This window comes from Paenibacillus sp. FSL H7-0943 (genome assembly GCF_037963265.1).
GTDB lineage: Bacteria > Bacillota > Bacilli > Paenibacillales > Paenibacillaceae > Paenibacillus_AQ > Paenibacillus_AQ odorifer.
Map to the genome: position 1 here is coordinate 6,527,641 of NZ_CP150148.1, position 15,240 is coordinate 6,542,880.

The 15,240-nt window shown below is 46.7% G+C and carries 12 protein-coding genes; 1 reads left to right on the top strand and 11 read right to left on the bottom strand.

The window, feature by feature from the left end:
- Positions 1-63: 63 nt before the first annotated feature.
- The 11 genes from NSQ55_RS28605 to NSQ55_RS28655 form a co-directional block, all read right to left on the bottom strand.
- Positions 64-930 carry a M15 family metallopeptidase gene (locus NSQ55_RS28605; protein WP_076179201.1) on the bottom strand — a complete coding sequence of 289 codons (867 nt, stop codon included), beginning with the start codon at positions 928-930 and terminating at the stop codon, positions 64-66.
- Positions 931-1,130: 200 nt separating this feature from the next.
- Positions 1,131-2,930: a DEAD/DEAH box helicase gene (locus NSQ55_RS28610; protein WP_081383618.1), complete on the bottom strand. Its 1,800-nt coding sequence runs from the start codon at positions 2,928-2,930 to the stop codon at positions 1,131-1,133.
- Between the two features lie 390 nt (positions 2,931-3,320).
- A complete protein-coding gene (locus NSQ55_RS28615) occupies positions 3,321-4,988 on the bottom strand; it encodes an AarF/UbiB family protein (protein ID WP_076123972.1) in 1,668 nt (555 codons plus the stop codon).
- Complete coding sequence (locus NSQ55_RS28620; RefSeq protein ID WP_036681962.1) at positions 4,989-5,336, bottom strand: phasin family protein; 348 nt, start codon at positions 5,334-5,336, stop codon at positions 4,989-4,991.
- Positions 5,337-5,434: 98 nt separating this feature from the next.
- On the bottom strand, positions 5,435-6,073 hold the full coding sequence (locus tag NSQ55_RS28625) for a ThuA domain-containing protein (protein ID WP_076123974.1): 639 nt from the start codon (positions 6,071-6,073) through the stop codon (positions 5,435-5,437).
- 205 nt (positions 6,074-6,278) lie between these two features.
- Positions 6,279-7,091 carry a uroporphyrinogen-III synthase gene (locus NSQ55_RS28630; protein WP_339170288.1) on the bottom strand — a complete coding sequence of 271 codons (813 nt, stop codon included), beginning with the start codon at positions 7,089-7,091 and terminating at the stop codon, positions 6,279-6,281.
- Positions 7,092-7,194: 103 nt separating this feature from the next.
- The gene (locus NSQ55_RS28635) at positions 7,195-9,174 is read right to left on the bottom strand and encodes a methyl-accepting chemotaxis protein (protein ID WP_339170291.1); all 1,980 of its coding nucleotides are present in this window, start codon (positions 9,172-9,174) and stop codon (positions 7,195-7,197) included.
- A gap of 229 nt (positions 9,175-9,403) precedes the next feature.
- Positions 9,404-9,799, bottom strand: coding sequence for a transcriptional repressor (locus NSQ55_RS28640; RefSeq protein WP_076123979.1), 396 nt, complete (start codon positions 9,797-9,799; stop codon positions 9,404-9,406).
- A gap of 91 nt (positions 9,800-9,890) precedes the next feature.
- On the bottom strand, positions 9,891-10,988 hold the full coding sequence (locus tag NSQ55_RS28645) for a Ger(x)C family spore germination protein (RefSeq protein ID WP_339170294.1): 1,098 nt from the start codon (positions 10,986-10,988) through the stop codon (positions 9,891-9,893).
- Positions 10,985-12,085 carry a GerAB/ArcD/ProY family transporter gene (locus tag NSQ55_RS28650; protein ID WP_339170296.1) on the bottom strand — a complete coding sequence of 367 codons (1,101 nt, stop codon included), beginning with the start codon at positions 12,083-12,085 and terminating at the stop codon, positions 10,985-10,987. The genes NSQ55_RS28645 and NSQ55_RS28650 overlap by 4 nt, the downstream gene beginning before the upstream one ends.
- Positions 12,085-13,443, bottom strand: coding sequence for a spore germination protein (locus tag NSQ55_RS28655; RefSeq protein ID WP_339170298.1), 1,359 nt, complete (start codon positions 13,441-13,443; stop codon positions 12,085-12,087). The genes NSQ55_RS28650 and NSQ55_RS28655 overlap by 1 nt, the downstream gene beginning before the upstream one ends.
- Before the next feature lie 159 nt (positions 13,444-13,602).
- On the opposite strand from NSQ55_RS28655, the gene NSQ55_RS28660 reads away from it, so the two are divergent.
- The gene (locus tag NSQ55_RS28660; protein WP_339170301.1) at positions 13,603-15,150 is read left to right on the top strand and encodes an FAD-dependent oxidoreductase; all 1,548 of its coding nucleotides are present in this window, start codon (positions 13,603-13,605) and stop codon (positions 15,148-15,150) included.
- The last annotated feature ends 90 nt before the right edge of the window (positions 15,151-15,240 follow it).

Genomic DNA, 15,240 nt, shown 5'->3' on the forward strand with positions numbered 1-15,240 from the left:
TTTTTTATTGCCATAGAAAAAAGCAGCCCTACAAATTTCATAGGACTGCCCTCTGCGTCTGTGTTATTTCGATACCGGAATTGCGTCATAATATTCTTCCAACGTAATATCCTTCTCATTGATATAGGCAGCAATGTCCTTACCTACATAACGGATATGCCAAGGCTCGTACTTATATCCGGTAATGTCTTGCTTACCTTCAGGATATCTGATGATAAAACCATATTCCCCTACATGCTTGGCCAACCACTCGGCTTCCTTCGTCCCACCAAAACAACTCTCGGCGGCACACTTGCCATCACTTCCCGAGACATCAATAGCCAGCCCGGTCTGATGCTCGCTATAGCCAGGGACTGCACTGTAAGTACGGGCTTTTTCTTCCCCGTCTCTCTCCACATAACGGTTATACAAAGTCGTCTGGGTTGCCTGTGAGCGGTAGGCAGAAACGCCTGCTAAATAAATTCCGTCTTCTTCTGCACCTGCGAACATCTTCTCCAAGGCTTTAGCGGCTTCGCTGCGCATCATACGCTTTTCGATTTTCTCTTTGAAGGTAAATCGGACATCAGGATAGACAAGATCCGTTGGTTTATAATTATCAGGCAAACCATACTGCTTATTTACCATCACTGTAATACTATCAGGCTCTGCAGATATAGGATCTGGAACACTACCTGCATTATCACCGCCTGATTCAGGCGGACTAGAGGGTTCTGATGGATCTGGTGTATCCGATGGATCAGCTACTGCCGGGTCTGTAATCCCCCCTCCATCACTTTCCCCCGTCTCCCCAGGCTCACCTTGAAGATTATCCCCCACATTTATATTTGAACCGTTACTCTCCGAAGCAGAAGGAGACGTGTACTTTCCTATTCCCCAACCGACAGCAATAACGACAATTAACAAGATTATAATTTTAAATTTTTTTGACATCTGTAAGTTCTTCCTCCTCGAAGCCGAACATTCTATTTATCTATTAGACAGGCTTTCCTTCATAAATGTTTCACTAAGAACCTATTTTTAATATAAAAATCAATATGTTCCACGCTATAAAATAAAGGTTACCATAGGTCATTAGCTTCAGCGCTAACTACCCTATGGTAACAAGTTTCATCTATAAAACTCTACTAACTTTATCTGGAAGTGCCGCGACCGCCGCTTTTAAAGCCACCGGATCCATTGCTACGGCCACCGCGTGAAGATCCGCCGCCGCTGTTGCGGCCGCCTTTGCCAGCAGCGCCACCCTTGGCACCGGCGTATCCGCCTTTGCTGCCTTTACCACCTTTGCCGCCTCTAGACGGGCCTGCACCGTAGCCGCTGCCTAAGCCGCCACGTGGAGTGCCTCCAGTGTAGGCACCGCCGTCCGCACCTCTAGCTACGTTCTCACTGTAGCCAGTGCTTGGTCCGCCCTTCCGGTTCGCACCGCGCGAACCAGCGCTAGGCGTTGCCGCGTTACCACTGGCAGACGCTTCGCCTCGGGAGGCGAAGGCGCCATAGCCGCCGCCTACTCGCACTACGCCGGCAGCCTTGCCGCCGCCCTTAGGAGCAGCAGCGTCATAGCCGCTGCCGCCACGCTTGCCCGCCGCCGCATCGGAACGACCGCGGCGACCTTCTGCAGGCGCGCCCCAGCCGCCTGCTTCTTTACCGCGGCCACGGCCACCTTGCCGCGCTCCGCCTTCGCCGCGCGGAGCTCCTCCGCGGCCAGAGCCGCCGGTCTTCGGCCCGCGGCCCGTGCGCGCTGCCTCAGCGCCGCCGCTTTGGCGACCGCCGTGGCGTCCGCCGCCTTGCACAGGGATGAATTCGCCAACGCCGAATTCATCCTTCTCGTAACGGCGGCGATCCAGCCGCTGCGAGATGCCATGCTCGATCAAATCCAGACCCTCTTGATCACGTGGAGATACGAAAGTAATTGCAAGCCCTTTGCCTCCAGCACGGCCAGTCCGGCCGATCCGGTGAATATAGCTATCCACATCAAGCGGCATATCATAGTTAAAGATGTGAGTAATACCTTCAACATCCAGACCCCGAGCTGCTACGTCTGTCGCTACAAGCAGCTGCAGCTTCGCATCACGGAATCTTTTCATCACGCCTTCACGTTTACCTTGGGACAAATCACCGTGCAGCTCGTCACATTCATAACCGGCTGCTTGCAGCGCTTCGTTCAAATTGGATACCCGTCGTTTCGTCCGGCAGAAAATAATAGCCAAGTAAGGACGATCCCGTTCAATGAGGGATTTGAGCGCTTCTTCTTTATTACGGTCCGAGCATTCCACTACTTGCTGTTTGATATTATCCAGCGGAATCGGCGAACCACTCTTAATGATGATATCCAGTGGCTCTTTCATGTAATTAGCAGCGAGACGTTTAATCGGATCAGGCATTGTCGCGGAGAACAACATAGTCTGACGACGATAAGGGACAGCCGTAATGATGGTCTCAACATCCTCCAAGAAGCCCATGTGCAGCATTTGATCGGCTTCGTCCAGAACGAGCATTTTTACGCCGCTAAGATCCAGCGTCTCCCGGCGCATATGATCCAAAAGTCTGCCCGGTGTACCGATGATAAGATGTCTGCCGCCTTCCAGCTTGCGCAGTTGCTTCTCTACATCCTGACCACCGTAAACCGCCAATATTTTGATATCCGTATGACGCGCCAGCTTGCGTGCCTCTTCTGTAATTTGCAAAGCCAGCTCACGTGTTGGAGCCATAATCAGCGCCTGAGGGTAAGCCCGCTCCGTATGGATCTTGTCCATAATTGGCAGCAAAAAGGCCAAGGTCTTCCCTGTACCTGTCTTCGCTCTAGCTATTACGTCCAAGCCCTGCACCAATGGCGGAATTGCTTCCTGTTGCACTGGCGTAGGCTTAACAATGCCTTGACTTTGAAGCAATGTACACAGTAATTCTGAAACTCCTAAATCTTTAAATCCCGGCAAATTCTCCACCTCACTATTTTCTCGGTTTAATTTGATTACATCTCTTTCTTAACTTCCGTCTTCAAAAGCCCTGTATGAGGCAGCCTGCATAGGCTGTCCTGTTCTGGGGCATATGCTTCAGATTCAGCTATATTCAAACAAAAGCGGAAGAACACCGTCACCGGCATCCTTCCGTCCCATGTATCCCTTGACCCGTTAAAAGAGTGCGGTCAAAGTTCGGTTTCTGGGCAGCAGCGATCCACCGGACGTTAAGACGGCACTCCATTTGCGTTCCATTCCACTTTATACAATAGAAGTAAAGTTAAGCTTAGAAAGTTATCTTTTATATTGTACTTGATAGAAAGGCATTTGTGTGAAACTGCTGAAGAATAATTATTCAAATCCCTTAAGCTAGAACCTTCCCGATTTAAAAATCGCATAGATCAGCCACAAGAACATCAGAAGTGCCACTACGCTGCCAACCTCCACTGTAGGGAAATTCCATAACACTGAAGGCTGTCCACGCATCGCAGTACCAATAATGAGTCCTGTCATGATGATGCTAAACGCGAGCATCACAATACTGAATGCTAAACGGTTACCTACCCGGTCCAGCTTACGCTCCAGATTCTGCATCTCAGGTGCCACAATCTCCACCTTTATCTTTCCCTTACTGATCAGCGCGGATAACTGCTTAGCCTGCCCAGGAAGCTCCAGCAGACTCTCTGTTAAGTCGGCTACGCCTCCCAGGAACTTACGCTGCAATCGACTGCCGCTAAAGCGCTGCTTCACAAGTTCCCGCCCAAAGGGTTCCGCCATCTCCAAAATACTGATAGTTGGATCTAAGTTGCTGATGACTCCCTCCAGCGTGAGCATTGTCTTCCCTAACATCGTCAAATCCGGCGGCAGCACTAGACGGTGTTTTCGCGCTATGCCGAACAGATCATTCAGGGCTTTGCCTATACTCATTTTGCTAAATGGAACATCATAATATTCATCCCGCAGCCGATCCATATCATCATGCAGCGCACTTCGATCAGCATCCTCAGGAATGACTCCAAGACGCAAAATTGCCCGGACCATCGCATCCGTATTTTTGCGCATCAGAGCGATAATAAGTGCAGACAGCTGCTCCTTCATCTCCTCATTCAGCCGACCCATCATGCCAAAATCAATCAAAGCCAGCTTTCCATCACCCATCCGTATAACATTGCCCGGATGAGGATCAGCATGGAAAAAACCATGAATGAAGATTTGTCTAAGCATCATTTCCACAAGTTGCTGAGCAATGGCTTTAAGCTTAACGCCTTTACTCAGCAACTCATCGCGACGACTCAGCGTTGTCCCTACCACATATTCCATCGTCAGCACTCGTGTTGACGTATAGTCCCAATAGATATCCGGGATGTACACTCCCTCATAATCCATCTGCTGATCGATTTTCTCTGCATTACGCCCCTCTTGGCTGTAATCCAGCTCGCCAAGCAGCGATTTCGAGAACTCCTCTACCATACGGCACAGCTGATATTGCCTCGCCCAAGCGAGCCGCTTTTCAGCAAGCGTGCTTAAATCTTTGAGGATTTCCAAATCCCTGCTCATCGTTCGCAGAATACCCGGACGTTGAACTTTAACAGCTACGACTTGTCCACTGTGAAGCACAGCCCTATGCACCTGACCGATGGATGCCGCAGCAAGTGGCGTATCCTCAAAAGAATTAAAGATTTCATCCATATGCTGATCCAGTTCCTGCTCAATGATCGCGCGCACGCGGTCGACAGGAAAAGGAGGCACATTATCTTGTAGTTTTACCAATTCCTGAATAATAGAATCAGGCAGCAGATCTGAACGGGTACTGGCGAGTTGTCCCAGCTTAATAAAGGTTGGACCCAAATCCTCCAGCACCAGCCGAATCCGCTCCCCAAGCGTAAGGCTTGTGTGTGCTTCCTGCGTTACAAGACGACGTGGAAGGGATAGTAAGTGATAGAGCCCCAGCTCTTCCACCATATAGCCAAAACCATGGCGCATAAGCGCCATGGCGATTGCCCGGTAACGTCCGGCATGTCTAATGCGTACTGCCATTTAGTCCGAACGCGTTTCCGCCGATGTTCCCTCTAGATGGGAAATCCCCTCTAGCTCGGCCAACCGGCGCTCCAATACTGCAATTCGCCCTTCCAGCTCGGCAATATCGTTTTGTACAGGCACATTCATTTCCTTCAGCACGCGTTGTACTTGCTCTTGTACAGCAGATTTGAACATGCCTCGTTCTTCCTCACCACGTTCAATTAGCCGATCGACGAGAGCCCTAGATTCCGAAGGAGCAAGCTCCCCGCGTTTCACTAGTTCTTCAACAACCTTCTCTACTTTTTCCTTACTGACAATGGTGAGGCCCACTCCTAAAGAGATCGCTTTTTTAAACAAATCACTCATGGCACTTTCCTCCCAAAGATTCCGTTTCATTACATAACGGAGTTTATGATTAAAGTATACCCCACTGTGTACGTATTTCAAAAAAAACACAACATTGCTTAGTTAGTGACCGGAATACGGGCAGCCCAAGTAGCCGCCTGTAGAATTAGTTTACGTAGTGCCGGATGACGGAAGGAAGGTTCATGATGACCAGGCATAAGGAATACTACTCGTCCTAAACCATAGCTATGGCACCATGCAGCTGGAATCCATTGCCCCTCAGATTCATATTGAAGCAGAATAGTCCGTTCTGTGAACGGGTCAAATTCAAAATGATAGGGCTCCTCATCCAATTGGAAATCTTCCACACCTTCGGTGATGTCATGCTCTAGCACTTTGAAGTTCAGGGGTTCGTAAGCTGTGTGTCCGTTAAATCGACCCCCGATTAGCTGTGCAAGCTCGTTACGTTTCGTCAGCGAAGCTCCCGTATGAAGAACAATGAGTCCGCCTCCTCCACTTACATAGCTGAGCAAACCAGCCGTTTGTTGAGGGGAGACTGTTTCGTTCCACAATTCATTGTAAGCAATACATAGGTCATAACTTGCTAAATGCTCAATGCGCATTAATTTTTTATTTTCTGAACATTGCACGGTTAATAAATCATTTAAGATCTCACTAATTTGTTGGTCCACTCCTTGAAGTGGATGAAACCGGGGATGGGTGTAATCACCAAGTAATAGACATTTTCTCTTGTCCATGGGATCCTCCTCCTTATTCGTTGTTATTATTCGTCACATGTTGCCTATATTCTAAGGAAAACTGCCGCGAATGTCCATGCAGATGGCAGGTATATTGCTCTTTGGGCTTATTTTTCCGGGTAAAAAAGCATCCCCGGCCATGATAACAGGCGGGAATGCTTCTGTGTGATAACGTCATTCGTGTAAAGCTGACGCAACTTGTGACTTAGCGATTCGCCGCCACATATTTGCCTAGCTCTACAATCATGCTTCCCATCCGTTCATGCTCAGGCATAATGATACGCTGTACGCCCTCTTCTTTAAGCGCCTCAGAGGTAATCCGCCCTACAGAAACAGCAAGCACTTTATCCTCAAAAGACTTCAGCATTTCTTCCAGCTTTCCCTGTTCCCGGGCAAATTGACAGAGGAAACGAAACTGTGGTGCACTCGTAAAAGCCACGGCATCAATTTTGCCTGATATGATTTCTAGAAGCAATCTTTCCAGTTCGCCCGGCTCAGGTGGGGTATGGCGATACGGCAGCACTTGGCGGGTAGTAGCCCCAGCCTCCTGCAGCCATGCAAGCATATGAGGAGCTGGATCGCCGTGCAGCTGAAGAACGACTTCTTTCCCCTGCAAATTCAGGGATTGAAGCCCACGAATCAATCCGATTGTACTTCCGTCGTCGTCACGAACCTCCGGCGTAAGTCCTCTTTTTTTCAAAGCATTCACTGTCTTATAACCCCGTGCGGCAATAATAGAACCAGAAAGTACTTCTAAGAAACGTTCTTCGATCCCCATTCGCTCAGCCATATCGAAGAGAGCATCAAGTCCCATCCCTGTAGTCAGGATCGCCAAGTAAGGAGGCTGATTGATCCATGCATTCAAACCTTCCTGCAATGCCTCATCATCTAGAAATACAGTCCCTTGAGCAGGTCGGCATACTGCCGTTCCCCCCATATTCTGAACCAGCTTGGCCATTTCTTCCGATTTGCGTGGACCCGCCAAGGCGACAGTGAACCCTTTTAATTGCTCTGCCATTTCCTATTATCTCTCCTCTCTCCATTGCCTAACCCAACATTATTGTTTATCAGTATACTTGCAAAGGAGTTCAAAAGGGAAGATAAAAAGCACGGTTCTCCTATCAGAAATCATTCTTATTACCAGAAGCGTTTATCTTAAAGCGGCTCGCCAGCTTCTGCAGTTCTTCTGCAAGACGGCTAAGGTCGGTAGACGAGGATGCCATCTCCTCTACAGAAGCAAGCTGCTCTTGTGCGGCAGTTGCGATAGTTTCCGTATTCACAGCCGCCTCTTCCGATATGCCGCGAATTTCCCCAATAGCCTTCTCCATATCATTAGATTCCACCAATAAAGTCTGCACAACCCCACCCATGGCTTCAATCTTCTCCGCGGCACTCTTTACTGCTCTTCGGATACGAGAGAAAGAACGTCCGGAAGTATCCACAGCCTCAATACCTTCGGATACGCGCTGTCTGGTGTCTTCCATCGTATGAGTTACCAGCAGCATTTCACTATTAATAGCGGTAATCTGTTCGGCAATCAAATGTGCGGATCTCTCTGATTCCTCTGCCAGCTTACGCACCTCGGCAGCAACCACCGCAAATCCACGCCCTTGTTCCCCGGCTCTGGCTGCCTCAATGGAAGCATTGAGGGCCAGCAGGTTGGTCTGGCGGGCAATCCCGGTGATGACACCAACAATGCCCTCAATTTGACTGGTTCTTTCATTCAGCTTGTCAATTACACTGCCCAGCTCTCCGACCGTTTCATGGATACCATTGATTTTGTCCACCACGCTGATAACCGAATCATTACCTTCTGATGCTGAGAGTGAAGTCTTGTCCATCATTGTGGATACTTGCTCCATATATGTGGAAATCTGCTCGACCTCACTAGCTGTAGCGGCAGTGCTCTCCATTCCTTTTCGTACACTAACCACCTGTCGCTCCGTCCCTGCCGCTACGTCCTGAATCGCTATGGTCACCTGCTCAATCGTTTGGGCAGTCTGATCCGCACTAGCCGTCAGTTCTTCCGCTGAGGAGGATACATTGCTTGTCATCTCCTGCACGCCAATGATCATCTCGCGCAAGCTGATCACCATTAATTGAAAATTCTCTGCCAGCAGCCCTATTTCATCTTTACGGAAAACACCCATGTCTTCCGACAGATCACCTTTGGCTATCACCGCAGTTGCTTTCCGCAGCCGGAAAAGCGGTCTCAAAATCGATTGAATATTAAAATAGATCACAACCAGCGCAAGCAGAACGGAAACTACAATAACAAGCAGAGCTGTATCGCGAATTCCACTAGTTGCTGAGTTAACCTCATCAATGCTGATCGTACCTCCGATTCTCCAACCCGTCAGTTCATTGACCATAAAGGTCATCTTTTTGGACGTATCCTTGAAGACATAATCGAAGACCCCTTGTTCTTTCTCGAACATTTTCTTTACAAAATCATCTGACGATTCCTGCCCGATAGCCTCTGTAGGATGAACTAGAAACTTCTTGCTGTTATCAACGATGAGGATATAACCTTCCTTGCCCACCTTAATTGAGGTCAGCTCCCCTAAAGTAGACAGGTTGAGATTCATTGTGATCACCCCATCACCGCCCTTAAGAACCGTTGATATCGCAATCGCGGTTTCTTTATTTACGGTTTGAAAAGCTGGAGAAATCACAGCCCCTTTTCCTTGCTTCAGAGAATTAATATAGGCGCTTTCCTGCCTTGGATCATAACCCTCTGGCAGCTTAGCATCTAAAGCATGAATAGCCTTGCCATTGCTTGTACCCACATAAATGTCCAGTACATCCGGATGCAGCGCCACATATTCCTTCAGTCTGGCTTTTACAGCAGAGGAAGTCCCCTCAGATGAAAACTCCGCGGCAAAATAAGAAATCGCATCTATTTTGGATTGAATATTAGAGTTAATGATTTCATTTACGGCCAACACACTTTCGGTAGCATTGTTCACCAGTTGATCTTCCACTTCCTGGCTGGCAGCTTGATAGGTTCGCCAGCCTATTATAATACTGGGCAGCAGCAGTATTATTAGGTATGTAAGAATTAACTTGGTACGGATAGTCATACCCGCATTTTTTTTCATAGACGTCATCATCTCTCTCTCATCTGAGTCTTAGGCAAGGATACATTTACCAGACTTAATATATAATTTAAAATCTGTTTTAGGAACCGATTTTCCTCCTATCTTTCTTTGTTTTTCTCATTTTTTTTGAGAATTGTCATATAAATGCAACAAAAAAGGCCGCCTCAATGAAAGCGGTCTCTCCGGATATACATATTATTACCGCAGCACAGGCTCCGGCACCTCTATCCTAATTATTCTTTTTGTTCTTACAGTTTGGGCAGACGCCCCCGAATACTACATGAGCATGACCAATGGTATAACCGGTATCCTTGGCCACTGTATTCATCCATTCACGCGGAACTTGATTCATAACCTCATCCACTGCTCCACAAACCTCACAAATGATATGCTGGTGATCATCCATACGTGCGTCATATCTGCTGGCAGCTTCACCAAGCTTAAGCTCACGAATCATTTGTTTATCTGAAAGATAACGCAGAGAGTTATATACCGTACCGTATGCTAAGCTATGTCCCTGCTCTACTAGCCGATTCATTACTTCCGCAGCAGTAGGATGGTCATGTGAATTAAGGACGATATCGTAAACGGCTTGACGTTGGGAGGTCAAATTTAGACTTTTCATTACTATCATCCTCTAACTTATTTTTAGATCAAGTATAAATCTTGTGAATGGGAACGTCAATCCCATTTTTATCCACACCTTACTTTCCCAGCTACTTGATCATCCCTGAATATTTAATATTCACGTCTGCTTTAATCTCAAATTTAAGATCTGAATAGAGCCCCTTCCACACTTTCATTTCCGTATCGTTATTAAAATGCCTTGCTCCATAATGCAGCCCCCAACCAAAGGGATCTAGGCCACTGGCTTGAATTTTGGTCAGCAATGCTAAGATATCCGCTTCCAATTCCTTTTCCCCGGCTTCCTGGATCTTCTTCAACATGTGATGTGTCACCAAATCGGGGCTACTGCTCTCTTCGAGAATACCTTTTATCTTAATACGATAACGAATAGTAGCTTTCCCATGCTCTGGAGTCAGGATTTTGTAGTCTGAAGATGATCTCTCTGTGTAGTATTGATACATAATGCCTTCGGAATGGGCGGGTAAGTTGGTTCGCAGATTCGGGCGTGATAACAGATTATATAGCCGGGTTTCGTTGGGCGTAAGAACCATTTTGATTTTCTCGTTATTCAGCAGAGCAATTTTATCAATTAAAAACTCCTTATCCCCTTTAGCCTCGATAATCGGCAGGATTGGATCAATCCCCTCCTCAAAGATATTTCTCATCAGCTGAAAGGAATACACACTAGAAATAAATGGAGACTCCGTGCCTTGTCCACTCATAGCCAGAATAAGAGAATTCGATGGAATCCGCTCCGATTCGGGTCTTACCTTCAGCACTTGAAGTGCTTCCGGACGCCCTATTGCAAAATTGACAATAAGCTGGATATCTCTACGTCGCACAGCCCAGTCCATAACATGGAGAATATCTTTATGGGCAACCCCTTCCCCCAAAATAATTGATTTACAATGGGAGTAATCAAGCTCCTTTTCCACTCTGGATTTCATTCTACGGAGGGCTTCCGAAATGCTTGGAGACTCCTCCGTCAAGATCTGCATCTTCTCATCAATCTTGGTGACATCCCCCTGAGGGATAGCAAGCTTCAAGCTAATCTTAAAATCCCCTTCTTCTGTACCTTCATCAACGCCGATCGCTAGCACAAAAATCCGCAAATCAATTTCCTTGAAGTCACAACCGGGGAGAAGCAGGAGTAAGGTAATCCCAATTCCAGCAAGTACTCTTCTCATAGCTTCCCCCTCCTAACTTTGCGATAACAATAAAACAGTAGAGCGATGATGAACATCTCACCAAACCAGCGAATTTGCAGAAACCAGGCACCAAACATATTAAGTTGATATTGATCCAGCCCCATTAAGGACAGAACCATCACGCTAAACAAGCCTAGGATGCCCCACTCTTTCCAGCTTTCTGTTTTTTGGGACTGTTTTTTTGCAGATGAAAGGGCACCTTTAAAAAGCTCTAAACCTCCATGCCAATGAACGATTACACTCACCAGAGATAAACTCAAATAGGCAAAATAAAAAATAAACAGCATCCGTTCAATAATAAAGGATTCCATCCGAATACTGTCAGCCGTCGAGAACCATGTATATACATGCCTATCAATAGCAACGGTTCCGAAATAGCCGATGGGAACTAAAAAAGTCAAGAGCAATACGAAAAGACCCTCCACCCCTAAAATCCAGACATGTTTCAGCTTCAGCCCATGAAATACCCGATTAAATATGGCCAGATTTAAGTAACCACTGAACGAAAAGGTAGCCGCCGCAAGGCTCATTAGGTCCGGCTTATGCCAGAAATATGTAGTAATCTGCAGAACAGAATCCCAATTGAAGTCCGGATTGAGCAACGCTTTTACGAGGCCATAAATAATTAACGGTAAAGTTACGCTGAGAATGATTTCAAGCCCATACAAGAGTGATAGAGAATCGAAGCGACAGCAGATGCAGACCAAGACTAAAAAACTGATCACAACCGTATAAGGATTCGAATCCGGGCTGATAAACCGCAGCGTGATATCTACAAAAGAAAGCAATGTAACTCCCCCGGCCACACACCATAAGCCGGCAAAAAGGACCAGTAAGGTTCTGGCTAACTTCTTAGGAAGCAAAGAGTGAAATATTTCCGGAAACCCCTTGCCGGGGAATTTAGCAATCAGAACAGTAAATATATAGACAAACAAAGTGCCCAAGATCGTTCCGATTAGTATGGACATCAAAGCACCACCAAAACGTCTGTCTATTAGTTCCCTTGGAACAAAATTAATGATGTTGATCAAGCTGTTCATCAGAAAAAGACAGTAGAAATAACGGCTTTTGGCCATCAATGCCCCCCGCCCTTCTTCTTGCCCAGGTTATCTAGAAAAAACAATCGGAAATAGGGTTGTCCAAAGCTGCGCTGATTGCATAAATACATGGCAAAGCCCACTACACAGACCACTACACCAATCAACCCTAAAAAAGCTGCGGCAAAAAGGAAAATATATTTCAGCACGCGTATCGACAAGCTCATCATATTCAGCGGAATTAAAAAATTGGATATCGCAACCGCAGAGACCAATATAATCATGATATTCCCTACTAGCCCTGCTGCCGTCGCCGCTTGCCCCAAGATCAGACCTCCTACAGTTGTAGCCGTTGGACCAATCGCCTTGGGGAGCCGTAAACTCGCCTCAGTCAGAAACTCCATCATCATGAGCATTAAAAGTACTTCCACAAAAGATGGATAAGGTACTGTTGCACGACTACCCGAAATAAGCAGTGCAATCTGCACCCGAATAATTTCTGGATTATACGAGGTGAGGGTTACATAGAATGCAGGCAGCCAAAGTGTCATGCCTACACCGATAATCCGCAACAGCTTCAGAAAACGTCCCACGATAGGAAATTGTATTTTATCATCCATGGATGTGAAAAAATCATTAAAAATAGACGGCAACACTATCGCATAACCCGTAGTATCCAGCATTATCGCTACTTTTCCTTCAGACAAATTAAACACAACCCTGTCCGGTCTTTCGGTGATAATGGACTTGGGGAGTATTCTTAATTTATCACTGCTAATAAACTTCTCAAGTTCTCCGGTAGCTTGCAAAATATCAACCTTTAACGTCCCCATTTTCTCCCTTAATTCTTTTAAAACGTTATGGTCAACACGAGTGTCATCGTATAAAATAGCTATCTTTGTTTTGGAGACATCGCCGATGACCATCGTCTCCATTTTGAGATTGGTGGATTGATACCGCCGACGAATCATGTTCATATTCACTGCAATATCCTCAGTTAGTGCATCTGAAGGCCCCTGAGAAATGCTTTCTGCAGATGTTTCATTAACCCCGCTGATCTCCGTATTCATAGCATCAAAGAAACAGAACGTATCCTTCAAGCCCAGAAGAATATATCCGCTAAGCAAAAGCTCAATCGCCTTATCCTTTGTAGTCGCCTCTTCACTGCCTGGATACGTCAAAATGTAATTTTGATAAGCGTTGATATTCTCCATCTCATAGAACGGTGCAATTACATTTCGGCTGAGGATCTGCGAATCCGCAACGCTTTTGATATAAAGTAGGTCGACCTGCCCAAATGAGGTAACGATCGTCTTATCGATTAAATCCGCGAACCCGTTCAGCTGATCTTTGATCCATTCCAGAGAAATATTGTCCTTATCCTGTTGATCTGACATGGAACATCATCCCTCCTCTTTATCCTTTACGTCCCGGTTCCCACCTTATTTTGGCACTGTTTCTCTGAATTCATGCACAGCACGATGGAATGGGAAGTTTCTTTTCACAGGACTGTGGTAATAAATGAGATGAATATTGTAAAGATGGAGGGATAATAGATGGACCCAAACCGTAAGATAACGCAAAGTCTTCCACAATTTCCGGAATCATTATGGAGAGATACCACGGATTTACCGGCTTTTCCAAAGCTGGCTGAAGATATCTCTACAGATGTCGCAGTGGTAGGCGGTGGAATTACAGGCATTACAACAGCCTATCTCCTCAGCAAAGCAGGCTACAAAGTCACGCTCTTGGAAGCCGGGGAAATTCTAAGTGGCACAACGGGTTTTACCAGTGCAAAAATCTCAGCACAGCACGGGTTAATCTATCATCATTTGATAAAGCATTTTGGGCAGGAGCAAGCCCGGCTCTATTATCGCTCGAACAGCGAGGCTATGAATTGGATCCAGAATACGGCTGATGAGCTTGAAGTATCCTGCGGCATGAAACAGGAGGCAGCTTTTCTGTACGCAGATGCTGAAGATCATAAGTCGCTTAAACAGCTGGAGGAAGAGTATAAAGCCTATGAACAATTGGGGCTGCCCGGAGAGTGGCTAGATAACGTCTCTATCCCTCTGATGGCCAGTGGCGCCATTAAATTACCAGGACAAGCCCGCTTTCACCCGCTGCAATATCTAAAGGGGCTACTGAAGGTCATTCAGGATAAAGGTGGCGTAATCTATGAGCATACGATGATGGCGGATAAGGTGGAGAAGAACGATAAGCTTACGCTTTTTACTGAAAAGGACGAGTATCGGATTACCTGCCGCTACGCTGTTTCAGCTTCTCATTTCCCCTTTTACGATGGAGGAGCATTATATTTCTCGCGGCTGCATGCTGAACGTTCCTACTGTCTGGCGATCCAGCCTGAAACGGATTTTGAGGGTGGAATGTATCTAAGCGCAAGCGAACCCACCCGTTCTCTGCGTGCAGTAGAGTGGGAAGGCAGGAATCTGGTCATTGTCGGGGGAGACAATCATAAGACAGGCCAAGGCATCTGTACGATAGGACATTATGAGAATTTGGAGCTTTTCGCAGGAAATCTGCTCGGCATCAAAACAATCCCTTACCGCTGGGCAGCACAGGATTTAATCACCTTAGACAGGGTGCCCTACATCGGCAAGATTTCAGACAACGAAGAAATTTATATCGCCACAGGTTTTGGAAAATGGGGCATGACAAGCGGTACGCTGGCCGCACAGATCATCTCGGATCAGATTCAGCGCAAAGATAATCCATATACCGAATTGTACGATCCGTCCCGCTTCAAAGCTGGCACCAGCCTAAAAAACTTCATCGTGCAAAATGCCAATGTGGCAAAAGAGCTCGTGGCGGGCAAAGTGGAAATCGTCCATAAAAAGACCACTGATTTAGAAGCTGACGAAGGAGCCGTTGTGTTCCATGATGGCAAACGTGTGGGAGCTTATAAGGATCCAGAAGGTAAACTTCATCTGGTGGATAGAACCTGCACCCATATGGGCTGTGAATGCGAATGGAACAACGGGGATCGCTCTTGGGATTGCCCTTGCCATGGTTCCCGCTTCTCCTACGATGGCGAAGTTTTAGAGGGCCCTGCGTCGGTACCGCTGACGAAACTCCATGAATAATACTTTTCATGAAAAGGCAGTTCGGCTTCATGAAAATTTACAGTCCCTTTTCTAAGGGGCGATTGTAATTGCCCTATAGCATTCAGGTAT

Excerpts from the sequence above, each read along its gene's own strand:
- NSQ55_RS28635 (WP_339170291.1), bottom strand. The coding sequence starts at position 9,174 with ATGAAAAAAAATGCGGGTATGACTATCCGTACCAAGTTAATTCTTACA.
- NSQ55_RS28650 (WP_339170296.1), bottom strand. The coding sequence starts at position 12,085 with ATGGCCAAAAGCCGTTATTTCTACTGTCTTTTTCTGATGAACAGCTTG.
- NSQ55_RS28630 (WP_339170288.1), bottom strand. The coding sequence starts at position 7,091 with ATGGCAGAGCAATTAAAAGGGTTCACTGTCGCCTTGGCGGGTCCACGC.
- NSQ55_RS28620 (WP_036681962.1), bottom strand. The coding sequence starts at position 5,336 with ATGAGTGATTTGTTTAAAAAAGCGATCTCTTTAGGAGTGGGCCTCACC.
- NSQ55_RS28625 (WP_076123974.1), bottom strand. The coding sequence starts at position 6,073 with ATGGACAAGAGAAAATGTCTATTACTTGGTGATTACACCCATCCCCGG.
- NSQ55_RS28605 (WP_076179201.1), bottom strand. The coding sequence starts at position 930 with ATGTCAAAAAAATTTAAAATTATAATCTTGTTAATTGTCGTTATTGCT.
- NSQ55_RS28615 (WP_076123972.1), bottom strand. The coding sequence starts at position 4,988 with ATGGCAGTACGCATTAGACATGCCGGACGTTACCGGGCAATCGCCATG.
- NSQ55_RS28655 (WP_339170298.1), bottom strand. The coding sequence starts at position 13,443 with ATGTCAGATCAACAGGATAAGGACAATATTTCTCTGGAATGGATCAAA.
- NSQ55_RS28640 (WP_076123979.1), bottom strand. The coding sequence starts at position 9,799 with ATGAAAAGTCTAAATTTGACCTCCCAACGTCAAGCCGTTTACGATATC.
- NSQ55_RS28660 (WP_339170301.1), top strand. The coding sequence starts at position 13,603 with ATGGACCCAAACCGTAAGATAACGCAAAGTCTTCCACAATTTCCGGAA.
- NSQ55_RS28645 (WP_339170294.1), bottom strand. The coding sequence starts at position 10,988 with ATGAGAAGAGTACTTGCTGGAATTGGGATTACCTTACTCCTGCTTCTC.